Below are 16,178 nucleotides of genomic sequence, written 5' to 3' on the forward strand. Positions count from 1 at the left end.
GTTATTCAATCACCTCTATTTTCCCGCCAACAGCTTCAATTTTCTCTCTAGCAGTTTGAGAGAAAAAGTTAGCTTTGACAACAAGAGGTTTTGATATTTCTCCTTTTCCTAATATTTTTACTCCATCGTTCAATTTTTTTATTACTTTCCTTTCTAGAAGTATATCTGGAGTTACTTCTTCATTTTCTGAGAAATACTTTTCTAATGTTTCTACGTTTACAACAGAATATACTTTTTTGAATGGTTTATTAGAAAATCCAAATTTTGGAGTCCTTCTAATAATGTTTGTTTGTCCACCTTCAAAGGCTTTACCGATTTTACCACTTCCTCTAGCCTTTTGACCTTTGTGCCCTTTTCCGGATGTTTTTCCTAATCCTGAGCCAATTCCTCTTCCTAACCTTTTTTTGGGTTTTCTTGATCCTGGTGTAGGTTTTAGATCTTCAATTTTAAGTGGCATGTATATAGCCTCCTTATTTACAGTTTGTTTAATTAAGAATCGATTTCTTCCCACTCAACTAAGTGATGTACAGTCCTTATCATTCCTCTAATTTGAGGATTGTCAGGTTTTATTACTACTTTATCTTTTCTAGTTAAATCTAAAGCATCGAGAGTAGCTAATTGTCTTTTGTTCTTCCCTGCTCTTCCTCTTACTAATTTTATTTTTAGGCTTGACATCGCTCATACCCCCTCGTGTGCACCAAAAAATACTTGTTTTACAGTTAAATCTCTCAACTTTGCAATTTCTTGAGGAGATCTTAGCTTTTTTAATCCATTGTAAGTGGCTTTAGCTAAATTTAATACGTTCGTTGAACTAATGGATTTACTTAGAATATTATCTATTCCTGCTAATTCAACAACGGCTCTTACAGCTGAACTAGCTATAACACCGGTACCTGGCCCTGCTGGGAACAGTAATACGGTGGAAGCATCTTGTTCACCGATTGTTTCGTAAGGAATGGTTCCATTTCTAACGGGGACTTCTATTATATTATTCTTTGCATTTTCAATTGATTTTCTGATGGCTTGTGGAACTTCCCGGGCATTCCCAACTCCTAATCCTACTTTTCCATTTCTATTACCTACTACTGAAACAGCTCGAAATGAAATAGTTTTTCCACCTTTAGTTACTTTACTGACCCTTCGAATTTCAATTACTCTTTCTTCTAATTCATTTGCAGCATCAGTAGCTTTTACTTTCTGATCGCTCGGCATAAATTACCAACACCTCCTAAAACTTTAAGCCCGTTTCTCTTGCTGCTTCAGCAAGAGCTTTTACTTTTCCATGGTATTTGTAACCGCTTCTATCAAAAACTATTTCTGTTATACCTTTTTCTTTTGCTTTTTCAGCTATAAGTTTCCCTACTTCTTTTGCAGCGTTTTCATCCCATGTTTTTTCTAATTTTTCTTTCAATTGTTTTTGGGTTGTTGAAGCAGACACCAATGTGACACCTTTGGTATCGTCTATTATTTGAGCGTATATATGCTTTTGACTTTTAAAGACTGTTAGTCTTGGTTTTTCTGGTGTTCCTCTAACGTTTTTTCTCACTCTTAAATGCCTTTTTCGTCTAAGGGCTTTTTTGTCTAATTGTTTTATCAATTTAAAAGGGACCTCCTTTGCGGAAATGTTTTAAACTTTCTTTCCTTCTTTTCTTAAAACACTTTCTCCAACGTATTTTATACCTTTACCGCTGTATACGTTAACTTTTCTCAAACTTCTTATTCTTGCAGCGACTTCTCCAACTTTGTATTTATCTATACCTTTAACCACCACTCGTGTGGGTTGTGGAACCTCTATTGTTATTCCTTCAGGCACCGGAAATTCTACCGGCTTTGAATAACCAATATTCAAGACTAAATTTTTCCCTTGAAGTTGCGCTCTGTACCCAATACCAGTAATCTCCAATTCTTTTTGGTATCCTTCAGTTACACCTTTAATCATGTTTCTCACATGAGATGTGAACGTGCCTCTGAGCGCTTTTAATCGTTTTTCGTCGGAACTTCTTTTAACCACGCCTTCTTTTGACTTAATCATTAATTCGTTGTTATCTCTATTAATTTCTAAATATTCGGGTAAATTTAGACTTAATTCACCGTTTTTACCTTTGATTTTTATTGTTTGTCCATCCACAGATAATTCTACACCATCAGGAATAATTGTTGGTTTATCAGCTATTCTCGATTGTGGCATCTAGGCACCTCCTCACCATACATAACAGATTACTTCTCCACCAACTTTTTTATCTCTCGCTTCTTTATCGGTCATTACTCCTAAGGACGTTGAGAGTATAGCTATACCTAATCCACCTTTGACTTTTGGTATGTTACGGGTATTAACATATACTCTTCTTCCGCTTTTTGAAACCTTTATGATTCCTTCCATTATAGGTTTTTTGTCTCTTCTAGTACCTTTGTACTTTAGATAGACTTTGAGTATTCCTTGCTTACCATCGTCTATAAATTTATAATCATTGATAAATCCTTCTTTTTTCATTATTTCTAAAATGTCTCTTTTTAAGTTCGAAGCGGGTATTTCAACACTTTCTTTGAACACCGAATTGGCATTCCTTATTCTGGTTAGCATATCAGCTACCGGATCGCTCCACATTCGTTTTTCCCTCCTTACCAGCTAGCCTTCTTAACTCCAGGAAGTTTACCTTCTAGAGCTTTTTCTCTGAAACATATCCTACATAAACCAAATTCTCTATAAACAGCTCTTGGTCTACCACATACTTTACATCGTGAGTACTCTCTTGTTTTATACTTTGGAGTTCTTTTAGATTTTTCTATAAGTGCCTTTTTTGCCATTACTCACACCCTCCATTTATTTTTTTTGTAACGGGAAACCAAAATATTCTAGTAATTTCCTGGCTTCTTCATCAGTTTTTGCTGTGGTAACGATTGTTATATCCATACCTTGAACTCTATTTATGTCATCAGGCCTAATTTCTGGAAAAATTAGTTGTTCGGGAATTCCAAAGGTATAATTACCTCTTCCATCGAAAGAATCGGATGGTAATCCTCTAAAGTCCCTCAATTTTGGTAATACAACATGGTTTAATTTATACAAGAAATTATACATTTTCCATCCTCTCAAAGTTACTTTTACCCCTATTGGCATCCCTTCTCTAACCTTAAAATTGGCAACACTTTTCTTTGCCCTGGTTATTAAGGCTTTTTGCCCGACTATCTTTGTTAACTCTTGAGCATGTTTTTCAACAACAGCTCTGTTCCTAGAGCCTTCTCCAACTCCCATATTAACAACTATCTTCACAAGTTTTGGGACTTGTAATTCGTTTTTGTAGTTAAATTCTTTCATCATAGAGGGAATTACTACTTCTTTGTACCTGTCTTTCAGAGGTATATACTGAACTTTCTCCATTGATAGTCCTCCTTTTTGCTTCTTACCTTACCTACTTGATTTTTACAAGTTTTCAAAATTTGAATGAATTAAGACTTCTCTACTATTTCACCACATTTTTTGCAATATCTTACTTTACTTCCATCTTCAAGAAATTTAAATCCCACTCTTGTTTTTTGATCACAATTTGGACAAACTAACATAACGTTTGAAATATCAATAGGACTGGGTTGCTCGATAATTCCCCCTTCCCTCATCTTTTGAGTGGGCCTTTGATGTTTCTTGACGACGTTTACATTATCTACAATAACTTTTTTATCCTTTGGTATAACCCTTAAAACTTTGCTTCTTTTTCCTTTATCTTTTCCAGAAATTACTATTACAGTGTCATCTCTTTTTATTTTATACATATTTTCACCTCACCAAACTTCTTTTGCTAACGATGCTATTTTCGCATAGCCTTTTTCCCGCACTTCTCTGGCTACTGGGCCAAAAACCCTCGTCCCTAAAGGTAATTTATTTTTATCAACTAGTACTGCAGCATTGTCATCAAATCTAATATAGGTTCCATCTTTCCTTTTTATCTCTTTTTTCGTTCTGACAATAACGGCTTGAACTACTTGACCTTTTTTCAAATCTGTGTGAGGTATGGCTTCCCTAACGGAGCAAACAACGGTGTCTCCAACGGTTCCTTTTGATTTATGAAATCCTCCGAGTACTTTAATAACTCTTAAAACTTTTGCTCCAGAGTTATCAGCGACTCTAACTTTACTCTCTAGTTGTACCATCAACCTCACCTCCAAAGGCTTCTTGTACTTCTTCTTCAACTGACTCGGGTGTTTCAACTTCTTCCGATAAAATATTTTTTCTCACAATTCTTTTTAAAACAAAAGCCTTTGTTTTGGAAAGCTTTCTAGATTCTTCTATTTCAACAATATCACCGATCTCACATTCGTTATTTTCGTCATGTGCATGGTATCTTCTGGTTTTTTTAACAAATTTGTGGTATTTGGGATGTTTGGTAAGTCTGTCTGTTTCTACCGTTATCGTTTTGTCCATCGCATTGCTGACAACTTTTCCCGTTATTATCTTTTTAGACATGAAATTTACCTCCTTATTCCGAGTTCCCTTTCTTTGAGGATGGTCTTTATTCGAGCTATATCTTTCTTTACTTGCTTGATACTTGAAGAATTTTTTAGTTGTCCAAGTTCAAGTTGAAACCTCAATTGAAATAATTTTTCCTTTAAATTGTTTAATTCTTCATTGAGCTCTTCGTCTGTTAATTCTCTCATCTCAGTTATTCTCATCAGAGCTCCCCTCCTATTTCATATCTTTGAACTATCTTAGTCCTTATCGGTAGCTTGGAGGCGGCATACTCTAAGGCCCTTTTGGCAGTTGCTTCATCGACTCCACCTATCTCAAACATTACCCTTCCCTTCTTTACAACCGCTACCCAACCTTCTACATCACCTTTACCTTTTCCTTGCCTTGTTCCAATACCTTTGGAAGTTACTGGTTTATCTGGAAAAACGTTAATCCAAATATTTCCTGTTCTTTTTAAGGTTCTAACCATAGATAACCTACATGCTTCTATCTGTTGAGCGGTTATCCATGAACTTTCCATCGCTTTTAATCCCCAGTCACCAAAATGTACCAAACTAGCACCTTTTGTCATTCCTTTGACTGTTCCGCGTTGTTGTTTTCTGTATTTCACTCTTTTAGGCATTAACATTTAGGATTTCCTCCTTTTTTACCATTTCTACGATCTTTAGCATGCTTTAGCGCCCCTTTGCCCCGCTCCCCACCCTAAGGAAGAACACAATATTTTGTCCCTTCATTTCGTAGCTCCATCCATAAGGATGGGGAAAGATATCTTCACTCCGCTCCTTACCTTTTAGGATGAGCAGAAGACTTTGCCTCTTCATCTGGTAGCCCATCCATTTGGAAACATTATTGAATTATCGTATCTCCATGATAGACCCATACCTTTATTCCTATGGTGCCGTATTTAGTTTGAGAATGAACGATAGCGTAATCTATGTTTGATCTTAAGGTTTGAAGAGGTAATCTTCCTTCCATATACCATTCTGTTCTTGCTATTTCAGCACCACCAAGCCTGCCAGAAACCATAATTTTCACGCCTTTAGCGCCTCTTCTCATGGCGTTGCTTATAGCTCTTTTCATGGCAACTTTGTGCGAAACCCTTCTTTGAAGTTGACCCGATACATCTTCAGCTATGAGTTGAGCATCAACGTAAGGATTTTTTACTTCTTGAGCGTAGACCTTAACATTTTTATCGCCCACTATGTTTTTCAAATCATCTCTAATTTTTTTTATCTCTGAACCTTTTCGTCCGATCAAAATCCCTAGTCTTGCACCATAGATATCTATTCTTATTAACGAATCGCTGGGTCTTTCAATTAATATATCTGAAATTCCGGCAGCTTCGTAATTTGATTTTAGATAATTTCTTATCTTTTCATCTTCATGTAAATAATCAGAATAATTCTTTTCGTTAAACCATACAGATTTCCAATTTTTATTGTTTCCAAGCCTGAAGCCGTTTGGATGCACTTTTGATCCCACTTAATTCACCTCACTTTATTTATCGGCACTTTTGTCTCTCACGGTTATATAAATATGGCTCATTCTTTTTTGAAGAATATCTGCTCTTCCATGAGACCTTGGCCATAGTCTTTTTAGTCTAGGGCCTTCATTCACCATTATTTCAGAAACATAAAGATTTTCAGCGTTCAACCCAAAATTATTCTCGGCGTTGGCTATCGCGGACATCAAAGTTTTGTATAGTATACGTGCTGATTTTTTTGGACTGAAAGTGAGTATTTGAAGTGCTTCACTTATATCTTTATTTCTTATTGAGTTGGCCATGGATCTAACTTTTTTTGGTGATATTCTTACATACTTTGTAACTGCCCTAGCTTCAACAATTGGTTCAGCAGCTTCTTTTTCTTTTCTCAATCTATGATAAACAGACCTTTTTACTTTTCTACCATCTTCTTGAACTCTGGAAACATTATTAGTAGCCATAAACTACCCTCCTCAACCTTGCTTTTCTAACTTTCCTTTAACCGCTTTTTTGTCCGGATGCCCTCCAAACCTTCTGGTTGGAGAAAATTCACCTAATCTATGACCGATCATTTGTTCAGTTATATAAACCGGTATGTGTTTCATTCCGTTATGAACTGCTATTGTGTGCCCAACCATTTCTGGAAGGATCATTGAAGCTCTTGACCAAGTTTTAATGACTTTTTTTTCACCCTTTTCGTTCATCTCTCTAATTTTTTTAATAAGACTCGGATGAACATATGGACCTTTCTTTAAAGATCTTCCCACCTACTGCACCTCCTTGCTTTTCATGTTTTAGACACTTTAGAAACTCTAAAGCTTCTGTTAGCGTCCCTTTGCCACGTTTCCCATCCAAAGTGTCTACTTTACCCTTCTTCTTACAATAAATTTATCGGATTGTTTTTTTCCTCTTCTTGTTTTATATCCTTTAGCAGGGGTCCCCCATGGGGATTTAGGAATGTGACCTTTGCTCCTTCCTTCTCCACCACCCATTGGATGGTCTACTGGATTTTGTACCATACCTCTTACTTTAGGCCTTCTTCCTAACCATCTAGTTTTTCCTGCTTTACCGTAAACTTCATTGGAGTGTTCTTCGTTGCTTACTACACCGATGGTAGCCATACAACTCAAACGAACCCTTCTCAATTCTCCAGAAGGCATTTTTAAAAGTGCATATTTACCTTCTTTAGCCATTAACTGAGCATAGGTCCCTGCAGATTTTGCTATTTTTCCACCTCTGCCTGGTTCAAATTCTATGTTGTGCACAAGTGTACCCAAAGGAATGTTCTCCAAAGGTAAGCAGTTGCCAACTTTGATTTCAGCATTTGCACCACTCATTACAGTTTCTCCAACTTTTAATCCTTTGGGAGATAATATATACCTTTTTTCCCCATCGGCGTATACCAATAAAGCTATCCTTGCACTTCTGTTGGGGTCGTATTCTATTGAAGCAACTTTTGCAGGAATATTCTCTTTATTCCTTTTAAAGTCGATTATTCTGTATTTTCTTTTATGTCCACCACCACGATGCCTCATTGTAACTCGACCGTAATGGTTCCTTCCTCCAGTTTTTTTCAAAGGTTCCAACAAACTTTTTTCGGGTTTGACTTTTGATAATTCGGAAAAATCAGAAGTCGTCATATATCTTCGCGTTGGTGTTACGGGTTTGTATTGTTTTAACGCCATTATTTATTCACCTCTCTTACAAACTGCCTTGCAATTCTCTAATTACGTAACCTTCTCCTAATTTAACTATTGCTTTTTTCCATCCTCTTGTATATCCTTCACTTCTTCCTAATCTTTTCGGTTTCGGCTTCATATTCATTACGTACACTTTCTCTACTTTGACTTTGAATATTGTTTCGATGGCTTCCTTTATTTCTGGTTTGGTAGCATCTTTCGCAACTTCAAATGTATATTTTCGTTCTTGCATGAGAGAATAAGTTTTTTCTGTTAAGATCGGCCTAGTAATAATATCGTACGCTTTTTGAAGCTCCATCAGCCGATCACCTCCTCGATTTTATTCACCATTTCTTTGGTAAGTACAATTTTCTCATTGTTTATTAAATCAAATACATTCAAACCATCCACATTTTTTTTATTTTGTCCAGGATTATCAGCAATAATTACTTTCACCTTTGGTAAATTTCTTGCAGACAATTTGAAGTTTTCGTATTGTTCTTGCTTATAAGGAAATAAAAATAAGACCTTTGTACCATCCATACCAAATTGGGTCAAAATATTTTTTACATCTTTTGTTCTAGGTTTTTCAAATTTAACATCATCCAAAACAATTAAGTTATTTTCTCTATACCTGACACTCAATGCAGATTTTAATGCTAATCTTTTCATTTTTTTGTTGAGATCTTTGTGAAATTCCCTAGGTTTTGGTCCAAAAGCTACTCCACCGTGTCGGAAAATAGGAGATCTAATTGATCCGGCTCTTGCTCTACCTAAATGCTTTTGAGGCCACGGTTTTCGGCCTCCTCCCCTGACTTCACTTCTAGTTTTTGTCGAAGCTGTACCTGCCCTTTTGTTGGTTAATTGCATATCCACGTATCTATATAGTACATCCATATTTGGGTCGATATTAAAAATTTCATCTTTAATATCTAACGTTCCCACTTTTTCATTTTTAATGTTGTATACATCTATCTGTGACATTTTTTAATTGACCTCCTTACTTCATTTTTGGGCGTTTAGCCTTAACGGCTTCTCTTATTGTTACTAATCCGCCCCTCGCTCCTGGGACTCCACCTTTGACCGCTATTAGATTGTTTTGTACATCAATGTAAACTACCTCTGAGTTTTGAATGGTTACCCTTTCATTTCCGTATTGACCAGCCATTTTTTTCCCTTTGAATACCTTAGAAGGATAGGATGCATTTCCTGTTGATCCTAGATCTCTATGAAATTTTGAACCGTGAGTTTTCTCTCCCCCTGAAAAGTTCCATCTTTTCATAACTCCTGAGTATCCTCGGCCTTTTGATTTACCTATTAAATCAATCTTTTCTCCTTCAGAAAAAATTGATACATCAATTTTTTGACCGATTTCGTAATCATCGACATTGTCTACTCTAAATTCCCTTAAATATCTCATGGGTTGCACTTGTGCCTTTTTGAAGTGACCCATCAATGGTTTGTTTGCTTTTCTTTCCGGTATCTCTTCAAAACCTATCTGTATAGCGTTATATCCATCTGTTTCTACGGTTTTCTTTTGAACTACCACACATGGTCCAGCTTTGATAACTGTCACCGGGATGGCTTTATCGTCTTTAAAAATTCGTGTCATTGCAACTTTTTTACCTAAAATACTCTTCATTTTCACACCTCCAGAGCCCGAATGATATCCGTCTTAATTTTTTTAGATTTACAATGGCATTAAGCCTTTATGTCTACAGATACTCCTGCTGGAATATTGACTTTCAACAGTTTAGTAACCGTATCTGATGAAGCATTGTAGATATATATAACTCTTTTATGAACAACTTTTTCAAATTGTTCCATTGAATATGAATATTTGTGTGGGGATCTTATTACCGAATATACAGTTCTCTTATTTGGTAATGGAATAGGACCAGAAACTTTAGCTTCGGTATCTTTTACGGCATCAATAATTTTTTTTGATGATTCATCTAGTAATCTATGGTCGTATCCTTTCAATCTAATTTTTATGTACTTATTATTGGCCATATTTTTTTAAAAAGCCTCCTTTTAACTCATTAGTAAGGGGAGCTGAAGCTCCCCGTACAATAATACATTCAAATTGATTATTCAATTATTTCTGTAACAACACCGGCTCCTACTGTCCTTCCACCCTCTCTTATAGCGAATCTCATCCCTTCTTCAAGGGCTACAGGGTAAATCAGTTCTACTGTCATATTGATATTGTCACCAGGCATTACCATCTCTGCACCGCTGGAAAATTCTACAAGAGTTCCTGTAACGTCTGCTGTTCTAATATAAAACTGAGGTCTGTAACCTTTGGTAAAGGGTGTGTGTCTTCCTCCCTCTTCCTTTTTCAATACGTATACCTCAGCCTTGAATTTTTTGTGAGGAGTAATTGAACCTGGAGCGGCGAGGACTTGACCTCTTTTTACTTCATCTTTTTCTATACCTCTTAAAAGACATCCGACGTTGTCTCCAGCTTCACCTTCATCCAATATCTTTCTAAACATCTCAACACCGGTTACAACAGTCTTTTTTGTTTCATAGCTCAAACCAACTATTTCAACTTGATCTCCAGTGTGAACAACACCTCTTTCGATTCTTCCAGTAACAACCGTTCCCCTTCCAGTAATGCTGAAAATATCTTCTATGGGCATTAAGAAAGGCTTATCAGTTTCTCTGACTGGATCTGGAAAGTAATTATCAATCGCATCTAGAAGTTCGTATATCTTTTGTGTCCAAGGACCGTCTGGGCTGTCTTCTTCCAATGCTTTTAGGGCAGAACCTTTAACAACTGGGACTTCATCTCCAGGAAATTCGTAGCTACTTAGGAGATCTCTAACTTCCATTTCTACTAAGTCTATTAATTCTTCGTCATCAACCATGTCAACTTTGTTTATAAAAACAGCTATAGCAGGAACGTTAACCTGTCTTGCCAACAAAACATGTTCCCTTGTTTGTGGCATAACACCATCAGTTGCGGCTACAACCAAAATAGCTCCATCCATTTGAGCTGCCCCAGTTATCATATTTTTTATGTAGTCCGCATGACCTGGACAATCTATATGTGCATAATGCCTTTTTTCTGTTTGATATTCAATGTGTGAAACGTTGATGGTGATTCCCCTTGCTTTTTCTTCAGGAGCTTTATCTATCATGTCAAAAGGTGTAAAATCTGCCCAGCCTTTGTAAGATAAAGCCTTGGATATAGCGGCGGTTAAAGTTGTTTTCCCGTGGTCAATATGACCGATAGTTCCTACGTTCATGTGTGTCTTTTCCCTAACAAACTTCTCTTTAGCCATTGTTCTATCTCCTCCTTATAAATTATTATTGAACTTATTCTCTACTTAAGAGTTTTTGAGTTACTTGCTCCGGAACCTCCTCATAATGAGAAAATTGAATCGAACTGGTTGCTCTTCCTTGCGAAAGAGATCTCATTACTGTGGCGTATCCGAATAATTCTGATAATGGAACATGGGCATGTATTATTCTGGTATTCGTTCCTCCCACGTTTTCAAAACTCTCTACTCTTCCTCTTCTTGAGCTTAAATCGGCAATTATATCTCCCATGTATTCTTCAGGAGTTGTAACGTCCACTTTCATGACAGGCTCTAACAAAACTGGTTTGGCTCTCTTTACTGCATCTTTAAAAGCCATAGATGCAGCTATTTTAAAGGCCATTTCTGAAGAGTCAACTTCATGGTATGAACCATCAAAAACTTCCACTTTAATAGCCACCATTGGATATCCCAATAAGACGCCATCTTGCATACTTTCCTTAACACCATTCTCTATGGCTGGTATATATTCTTTTGGTATGACTCCTCCCACTATTTTATCAACAAATTCGAATTCTTTTTCGCTATTCAAAGGCAGCGGTTCAATTCTAAGTTTAACATGTCCGTACTGCCCACGACCTCCAGTTTGCCTTATATATTTACCTTCAGCTTCGGCTGGAAGTTTTATTGTTTCTTTATATGCTACACGCGGCTGACCTACTTTAACGTTCACCTTGTATTCTCTTTTAATTCTCTCAATGATAATTTCTAAGTGCAATTCTCCCATTCCAGATAATATGGTTTCTCCAGTATCGTGGTCGACGTAGCTTCTTAAACTTGGGTCTTCTTCTGTTAATGCATTTAGGGCTTTACCCAATTTTGCTTCATCATCTTTGGTTTCAGGTTCTATGGAGACCGAAATAACAGGTTCTGGGAATTCAAGTTTTTCTAGAACTATATTACATTCTTTATCTGAGAGTGTATCCCCTGTAGAAGTATCCTTTAAGCCAATTAATCCAACAATGTCTCCAGCCCTTATGTAATCAACTTCTTCCCTTTTGTCAGCATGGAGAAAAACAAGTCTAGATACCCTTTCTGTCTTATTTTTAGTTGTATTGACCACGTAGCTGCCCTTATTTAAAGTACCGGAATAAACTCTAGCAAAAGTCAACTTACCAATAAAAGGGTCCGCCATTATTTTAAAAGCCAACGCAAAAAAATCTTCGTCTTTGGAAGGATGAATATCTTTTACATATTCCCCCGTCCTTTCATCAAACGCCTTAACAGGGGGCATATCTAATGGCGACGGCAGATAATCGATAACTCCATCCAACACGGGTTGTATACCTTTGTTTTTAAAAGCACTTCCACAAAAAACAGGTACTATTTTGTTTTGAATAGTGGCTTTTCTTATCGCTTCTTTTAATTTAGCCAGGGGAATTTCTTCCTCTTCTATATAAAGTTCCATTATATCTTCATCAACCTCCGCAATTGCGGCAATTAACTCTTCTCTCTTCGATTCACAAAAATCTATTAAATCATCTGGAATACTGGTTCTTTCGATTGTTTGGCCACTTTCATCTTTCCAATAAAGTGCTTCCATAGTTAGTAAATCAACTACACCTTCAAAATCCGACTCAGAACCTATTGGAACTTGCAAAGCAACAGGATTCGCACCCAACTTATCTTTCATTGTTTGTATAGCGTTAAAAAAATTCGCTCCTATTTTATCCATTTTATTCATAAAAGCAATTCTCGGCACTCTGTACCTGTCAGCTTGCCGCCAAACAGTTTCAGATTGTGGTTCAACTCCAACTTGAGCGTCAAAAACGGCAACCGCCCCATCTAAAACACGTAATGATCTTTCCACCTCAACCGTAAAATCAACGTGGCCTGGTGTATCAATTATATTTATCCTATGATCCTTCCAAAAGGCGGACGTTGCAGCGGAGGTTATGGTAATCCCTCTCTCTTTTTCTTGATCCATCCAATCTGTTTCAGTTGTACCTTCATCAACATTCCCTAATTTGTGTTTTGTCCCCGCATAAAACAAAATTCTTTCGGTAGTAGTTGTTTTCCCTGCATCTATATGCGCAACTATTCCTATATTTCTTATTTTTTCTATGGGGTATAATCTTTCTTTCAAAACAATCCCTCCTAAAACTGCTATACTACCATCTGAAATGTGCAAAAGCTCTATTCGCTTCAGCCATCCTGTGAACGTCTTCTTTCTTTTTTACGGCAGGTCCCGTATTGTTGTACGCGTCTATCAGTTCTTGAGATAATTTACTAATCATATCTCTTCCTTTTTTTGATTGTGCAGAAGTAACTATCCATCTTATAGCTAAAGATGTGGCTCTGTTTTCAGGTACTTCAAAAGGTACTTGATATGTTGAACCCCCAACCCTTCTTGATCTTACTTCTACCACAGGTTTAACATTATCTATCGCTTTATGAAAAGCCTCTATTGGATCTTCTTTTGTTGCTTCAGCCAATCTTTCCAAAGAAGAATACACTATTTTTTGAGCTAAAGATTTTTTCCCATCATACATTAACCTGTTTATAAATTTAGAAAGTAAAATATCTCCGTAAACGGGATCTGGAACTATGTTTCTTTTCTCAGCAGTTCTTCTTCTCATTCAGTAAAGAACCTCCTTATTAAGCCTTTGGTTTTTTGGTACCATATTTACTTCTACTTTGTTTTCTACCTTCAACTCCAGCAGCATCCAAAGCTCCTCTGATTATCTTATACCTTACACCAGGTAAATCTTTTACCCTTCCACCTCTTACCAAAACGTTAGAATGTTCTTGTAGGTTATGACCTTCTCCAGGTATATAACAAGTTACTTCAATTCCATTCGATAGTTTAACCCTTGCAATCTTTCTTAAAGCTGAATTAGGTTTTTTCGGGGTCATAGTTGATACCCTTACACAAACACCTCGTTTTTGAGGGTTACCTCGTAATGCAGGAGATTTGGTCTTTTTCTTTACAGATTTTCTTCCATATCTTATTAATTGATTAATCGTTGGCACTTAGATTTCTCTCATTTCAAGGGAAGCCACTAAATAAGTGCCCTCAAAAATGAGAGTTCACCTCCTTCTGCTTTATTTTAATTTATATTAGTAAAATATATATATTTTTCGTATATTTGAAAAAATAAGAAAACGCCAGTGGATATTTTACATTATTAGACCTTAATTAAAAATTAATTAAATATAACAATTTAAATAATTTATCGTTATTTATAATTGATTTTCAAACGGTTGACCATTCCCTCAGGAATTTTTTTGATAAAATCGTTTTCCTTTTTTACAAAATAAAATGAATTCCTTAAATAAGGGTTGGTCGTTCCAGTCAGTTGTTTCAAAATGTATAATTCATTCTTTGCCCTTGTTATGGCAACATAGAAGAGCCTTTCTTCTTCATCTAATTTTTGTTCTTTAATTGCAAGTCCGTTGGGAAAATCTCCTGGATTCACCGATATGAGAATAACTACTTTCCACTCCAACCCCTTTGCTCCATGAATCGTTGTGAGAGTTAACTTATTCTCATCATTGACCCCGTTCGTGGCGTTCTTTTTTTCATCGTTCGCGGGTATTACCCCTAGCTCTTCACTGAGCGTCAAATCTTCTATAAAAGCACCCACGGAATCGTATCGACTGGCAATTTCACTGAATCTTTCAATATCCATGTTCCTTGATTTAGAATCAGTAAAAGTTAAGAAAGAATATTCTTGGTAGAAATCTTGATAAATGACATCTATCAACTCATCAGGACTACTTTCTTTCTTTTCAAAAAGTTTTGTCAATAATTCCAGGGGTGTTTTGAACTTTTTTATTTCAGTTTCCTTCAATATATTTGAGATGTTATCGTTTTCCTCATTTATTCGAGTTTCTATCTCTTCATAGATCTTTGATGCAGTTTTGTTACCAATCCCAGGAAATAATTTTAAAACTCTCATCCATGAAATCTTATCCAAAGGATTGTTTAATACCTTTAAAAAAGCCAATATATCTTTAATATGTGCGGTTTCGATGAATCTCAATCCCGATAGTATTCTGTAAGGAATACCTTTTGAATCCAATTTTTGCTGTAATACCATAGATAGTGAATGTGATCTATATAGTACAGCGATATCTTTGTAATCTAAACCTTCTTTTAATTTATCTTTTATGATTTTGGTTACGGCATCGGCTTGTTCCAAATCGTCAAAAGTTTCCACAACAAAAGGTTTTAAATAACTTTTTCTTATAGGCTTGAGGACTTTAGGTACAGAGTTAGAAGGTATTAAATGATTAATAAAACCTACTATATCAGAGGTACTTCTGTAATTACTTTGTATTTTGAAAACTTTTGTTCTGTCATCTTCTATAAAATCTTTTACGTTTTTAAATAAAGCTCCTCTAAAAGAATATATGCTTTGAGAATCGTCTCCAACAACTATCAAATTTCCATGAACCGAGGATAAAGCCTCAACCAATTCAATTTGAATTTTGTTCGTATCTTGAAATTCGTCAACTAAAACATATTTAAATTGGCTTGAACACTTGTTTAGTACTTCTGGATGAGTTTTGAATAAAACTAAAGTATTTACTAATAGATCGTCATAGTCCATGGCGTTCATATCTTTTTTTAATTGGGTATATATACCCCAGATTTGTTCAATATCTCTTTCAAAATTCAACAAATAGGGAGCTCTTTCAAGTATGGCTTCTCTTAAAGAGGTTAATGTATTACATGAATAGCTTATAATTTTCATTATTACTTCTTCTTTGGGAAGTTTGTAATTATCACTGATTTCCTTGATGTACTCGCTTTTAGCCATTTTCAGTAAATCTTTTGAATCTTCTTTGTCGAGAATGCTGTAATTATTTTTGTAATCTAAAATCGTAGCATACCTTCTGAGAATAGAATTACATATATGATGAAAGGTACCTGCAAGCATTTTGTCCATGTTTCTGTTAGTTACATTCTTTACTCTTTCTATCATTTCCTTTGCTGCCGCTCTAGTGAAGGTAACTAGTAAAATATTCTCAGGTTTAACTCCATTATTCAACAAATAGGCAATTTTATAGGTTATTACTCTAGTTTTACCAGAGCCAGGACCCGCAACTATTATCGATCTTCCTTCTGATTTTATAACAGCTTCTTTTTGTTCCTCATCTAACTCATTTTCTAGAAAAGAGGGGAACCTTTTTTCCAAAAAGAGGAAATCATTCCCCTTATTTTTCTCCATGTATTTACACTCCTATTAAATATCATATTGTATATTTGCACCCCTTCGCCC

The 16,178-nt window shown here is 35.9% G+C and carries 26 protein-coding genes; all 26 read right to left on the bottom strand.

The features are described from left to right. Position 1: 1 nt before the first annotated feature. The gene (gene rplO / locus X927_RS01660) at positions 2–457 is read right to left on the bottom strand and encodes a 50S ribosomal protein L15 (protein ID WP_103076382.1); all 456 of its coding nucleotides are present in this window, start codon (positions 455–457) and stop codon (positions 2–4) included. Between the two features lie 32 nt (positions 458–489). Continuing rightward, entirely contained in the window at positions 490–675 is a 186-nt protein-coding gene (gene rpmD, locus X927_RS01665) for a 50S ribosomal protein L30 (RefSeq protein ID WP_103066425.1), read from the bottom strand. Positions 676–678: 3 nt separating this feature from the next. Then, complete coding sequence (gene rpsE, locus X927_RS01670) at positions 679–1,212, bottom strand: 30S ribosomal protein S5 (protein WP_103076383.1); 534 nt, start codon at positions 1,210–1,212, stop codon at positions 679–681. Between the two features lie 16 nt (positions 1,213–1,228). Further along, the gene (rplR, locus tag X927_RS01675) at positions 1,229–1,597 is read right to left on the bottom strand and encodes a 50S ribosomal protein L18 (protein ID WP_103076384.1); all 369 of its coding nucleotides are present in this window, start codon (positions 1,595–1,597) and stop codon (positions 1,229–1,231) included. A gap of 30 nt (positions 1,598–1,627) precedes the next feature. Next, entirely contained in the window at positions 1,628–2,188 is a 561-nt protein-coding gene (rplF, locus tag X927_RS01680; protein WP_103076385.1) for a 50S ribosomal protein L6, read from the bottom strand. A gap of 12 nt (positions 2,189–2,200) precedes the next feature. After that, positions 2,201–2,605 (bottom strand): 30S ribosomal protein S8, encoded by a 405-nt coding sequence (gene rpsH / locus X927_RS01685; protein WP_103076386.1) that lies wholly within the window; start codon positions 2,603–2,605, stop codon positions 2,201–2,203. Between the two features lie 14 nt (positions 2,606–2,619). Next, positions 2,620–2,805, bottom strand: a complete 186-nt coding sequence (locus tag X927_RS01690; protein ID WP_103076387.1) for a type Z 30S ribosomal protein S14 — start codon at positions 2,803–2,805, stop codon at positions 2,620–2,622. Positions 2,806–2,821: 16 nt separating this feature from the next. Beyond that, positions 2,822–3,379 (bottom strand): 50S ribosomal protein L5, encoded by a 558-nt coding sequence (gene rplE, locus X927_RS01695; protein WP_103076388.1) that lies wholly within the window; start codon positions 3,377–3,379, stop codon positions 2,822–2,824. A 68-nt stretch (positions 3,380–3,447) separates the two neighbouring features. Then, positions 3,448–3,768, bottom strand: coding sequence for a 50S ribosomal protein L24 (gene rplX / locus X927_RS01700; RefSeq protein ID WP_103076389.1), 321 nt, complete (start codon positions 3,766–3,768; stop codon positions 3,448–3,450). A gap of 9 nt (positions 3,769–3,777) precedes the next feature. Further along, positions 3,778–4,146, bottom strand: coding sequence for a 50S ribosomal protein L14 (gene rplN / locus X927_RS01705; RefSeq protein ID WP_103076390.1), 369 nt, complete (start codon positions 4,144–4,146; stop codon positions 3,778–3,780). Further along, the gene (rpsQ, locus tag X927_RS01710) at positions 4,127–4,459 is read right to left on the bottom strand and encodes a 30S ribosomal protein S17 (RefSeq protein ID WP_103076391.1); all 333 of its coding nucleotides are present in this window, start codon (positions 4,457–4,459) and stop codon (positions 4,127–4,129) included. Before rpsQ ends, rplN begins: the two co-directional genes overlap by 20 nt. 5 nt (positions 4,460–4,464) lie before the next feature. Beyond that, positions 4,465–4,665 carry a 50S ribosomal protein L29 gene (gene rpmC / locus X927_RS01715; protein WP_103066435.1) on the bottom strand — a complete coding sequence of 67 codons (201 nt, stop codon included), beginning with the start codon at positions 4,663–4,665 and terminating at the stop codon, positions 4,465–4,467. Beyond that, positions 4,665–5,090, bottom strand: a complete 426-nt coding sequence (gene rplP / locus X927_RS01720; RefSeq protein ID WP_103076392.1) for a 50S ribosomal protein L16 — start codon at positions 5,088–5,090, stop codon at positions 4,665–4,667. The genes rpmC and rplP overlap by 1 nt, the downstream gene beginning before the upstream one ends. 218 nt (positions 5,091–5,308) lie before the next feature. Beyond that, a complete protein-coding gene (gene rpsC / locus X927_RS01725) occupies positions 5,309–5,944 on the bottom strand; it encodes a 30S ribosomal protein S3 (RefSeq protein ID WP_103076393.1) in 636 nt (211 codons plus the stop codon). A gap of 15 nt (positions 5,945–5,959) precedes the next feature. Then, the gene (gene rplV / locus X927_RS01730) at positions 5,960–6,406 is read right to left on the bottom strand and encodes a 50S ribosomal protein L22 (protein WP_103076394.1); all 447 of its coding nucleotides are present in this window, start codon (positions 6,404–6,406) and stop codon (positions 5,960–5,962) included. A gap of 12 nt (positions 6,407–6,418) precedes the next feature. Further along, positions 6,419–6,712, bottom strand: coding sequence for a 30S ribosomal protein S19 (gene rpsS, locus X927_RS01735; RefSeq protein ID WP_103076395.1), 294 nt, complete (start codon positions 6,710–6,712; stop codon positions 6,419–6,421). Between the two features lie 93 nt (positions 6,713–6,805). Continuing rightward, positions 6,806–7,630 (bottom strand): 50S ribosomal protein L2, encoded by an 825-nt coding sequence (gene rplB / locus X927_RS01740; protein ID WP_103076396.1) that lies wholly within the window; start codon positions 7,628–7,630, stop codon positions 6,806–6,808. Between the two features lie 16 nt (positions 7,631–7,646). Further along, positions 7,647–7,943, bottom strand: coding sequence for a 50S ribosomal protein L23 (gene rplW, locus X927_RS01745; RefSeq protein WP_103076397.1), 297 nt, complete (start codon positions 7,941–7,943; stop codon positions 7,647–7,649). Further along, positions 7,943–8,608 carry a 50S ribosomal protein L4 gene (gene rplD, locus X927_RS01750; RefSeq protein WP_103065579.1) on the bottom strand — a complete coding sequence of 222 codons (666 nt, stop codon included), beginning with the start codon at positions 8,606–8,608 and terminating at the stop codon, positions 7,943–7,945. The genes rplW and rplD overlap by 1 nt, the downstream gene beginning before the upstream one ends. A gap of 16 nt (positions 8,609–8,624) precedes the next feature. Continuing rightward, a complete protein-coding gene (gene rplC / locus X927_RS01755) occupies positions 8,625–9,266 on the bottom strand; it encodes a 50S ribosomal protein L3 (protein WP_103065580.1) in 642 nt (213 codons plus the stop codon). Positions 9,267–9,325: 59 nt separating this feature from the next. Further along, positions 9,326–9,637 carry a 30S ribosomal protein S10 gene (gene rpsJ, locus X927_RS01760; RefSeq protein WP_103065581.1) on the bottom strand — a complete coding sequence of 104 codons (312 nt, stop codon included), beginning with the start codon at positions 9,635–9,637 and terminating at the stop codon, positions 9,326–9,328. A 77-nt stretch (positions 9,638–9,714) separates the two neighbouring features. Beyond that, entirely contained in the window at positions 9,715–10,914 is a 1,200-nt protein-coding gene (tuf, locus tag X927_RS01765) for an elongation factor Tu (protein ID WP_103065582.1), read from the bottom strand. A 34-nt stretch (positions 10,915–10,948) separates the two neighbouring features. After that, positions 10,949–13,036 carry an elongation factor G gene (fusA, locus tag X927_RS01770; protein ID WP_103076398.1) on the bottom strand — a complete coding sequence of 696 codons (2,088 nt, stop codon included), beginning with the start codon at positions 13,034–13,036 and terminating at the stop codon, positions 10,949–10,951. Positions 13,037–13,061: 25 nt separating this feature from the next. Continuing rightward, on the bottom strand, positions 13,062–13,529 hold the full coding sequence (gene rpsG / locus X927_RS01775; protein ID WP_103076399.1) for a 30S ribosomal protein S7: 468 nt from the start codon (positions 13,527–13,529) through the stop codon (positions 13,062–13,064). A gap of 19 nt (positions 13,530–13,548) precedes the next feature. Then, complete coding sequence (rpsL, locus tag X927_RS01780) at positions 13,549–13,923, bottom strand: 30S ribosomal protein S12 (protein ID WP_103076400.1); 375 nt, start codon at positions 13,921–13,923, stop codon at positions 13,549–13,551. 206 nt (positions 13,924–14,129) lie between these two features. Beyond that, a complete protein-coding gene (locus X927_RS01785) occupies positions 14,130–16,127 on the bottom strand; it encodes an ATP-dependent helicase (RefSeq protein ID WP_103076401.1) in 1,998 nt (665 codons plus the stop codon). Positions 16,128–16,178 lie beyond the last annotated feature (51 nt).

It is taken from the genome of Petrotoga mexicana DSM 14811 (assembly GCF_002895565.1).
Lineage (GTDB): Bacteria > Thermotogota > Thermotogae > Petrotogales > Petrotogaceae > Petrotoga > Petrotoga mexicana.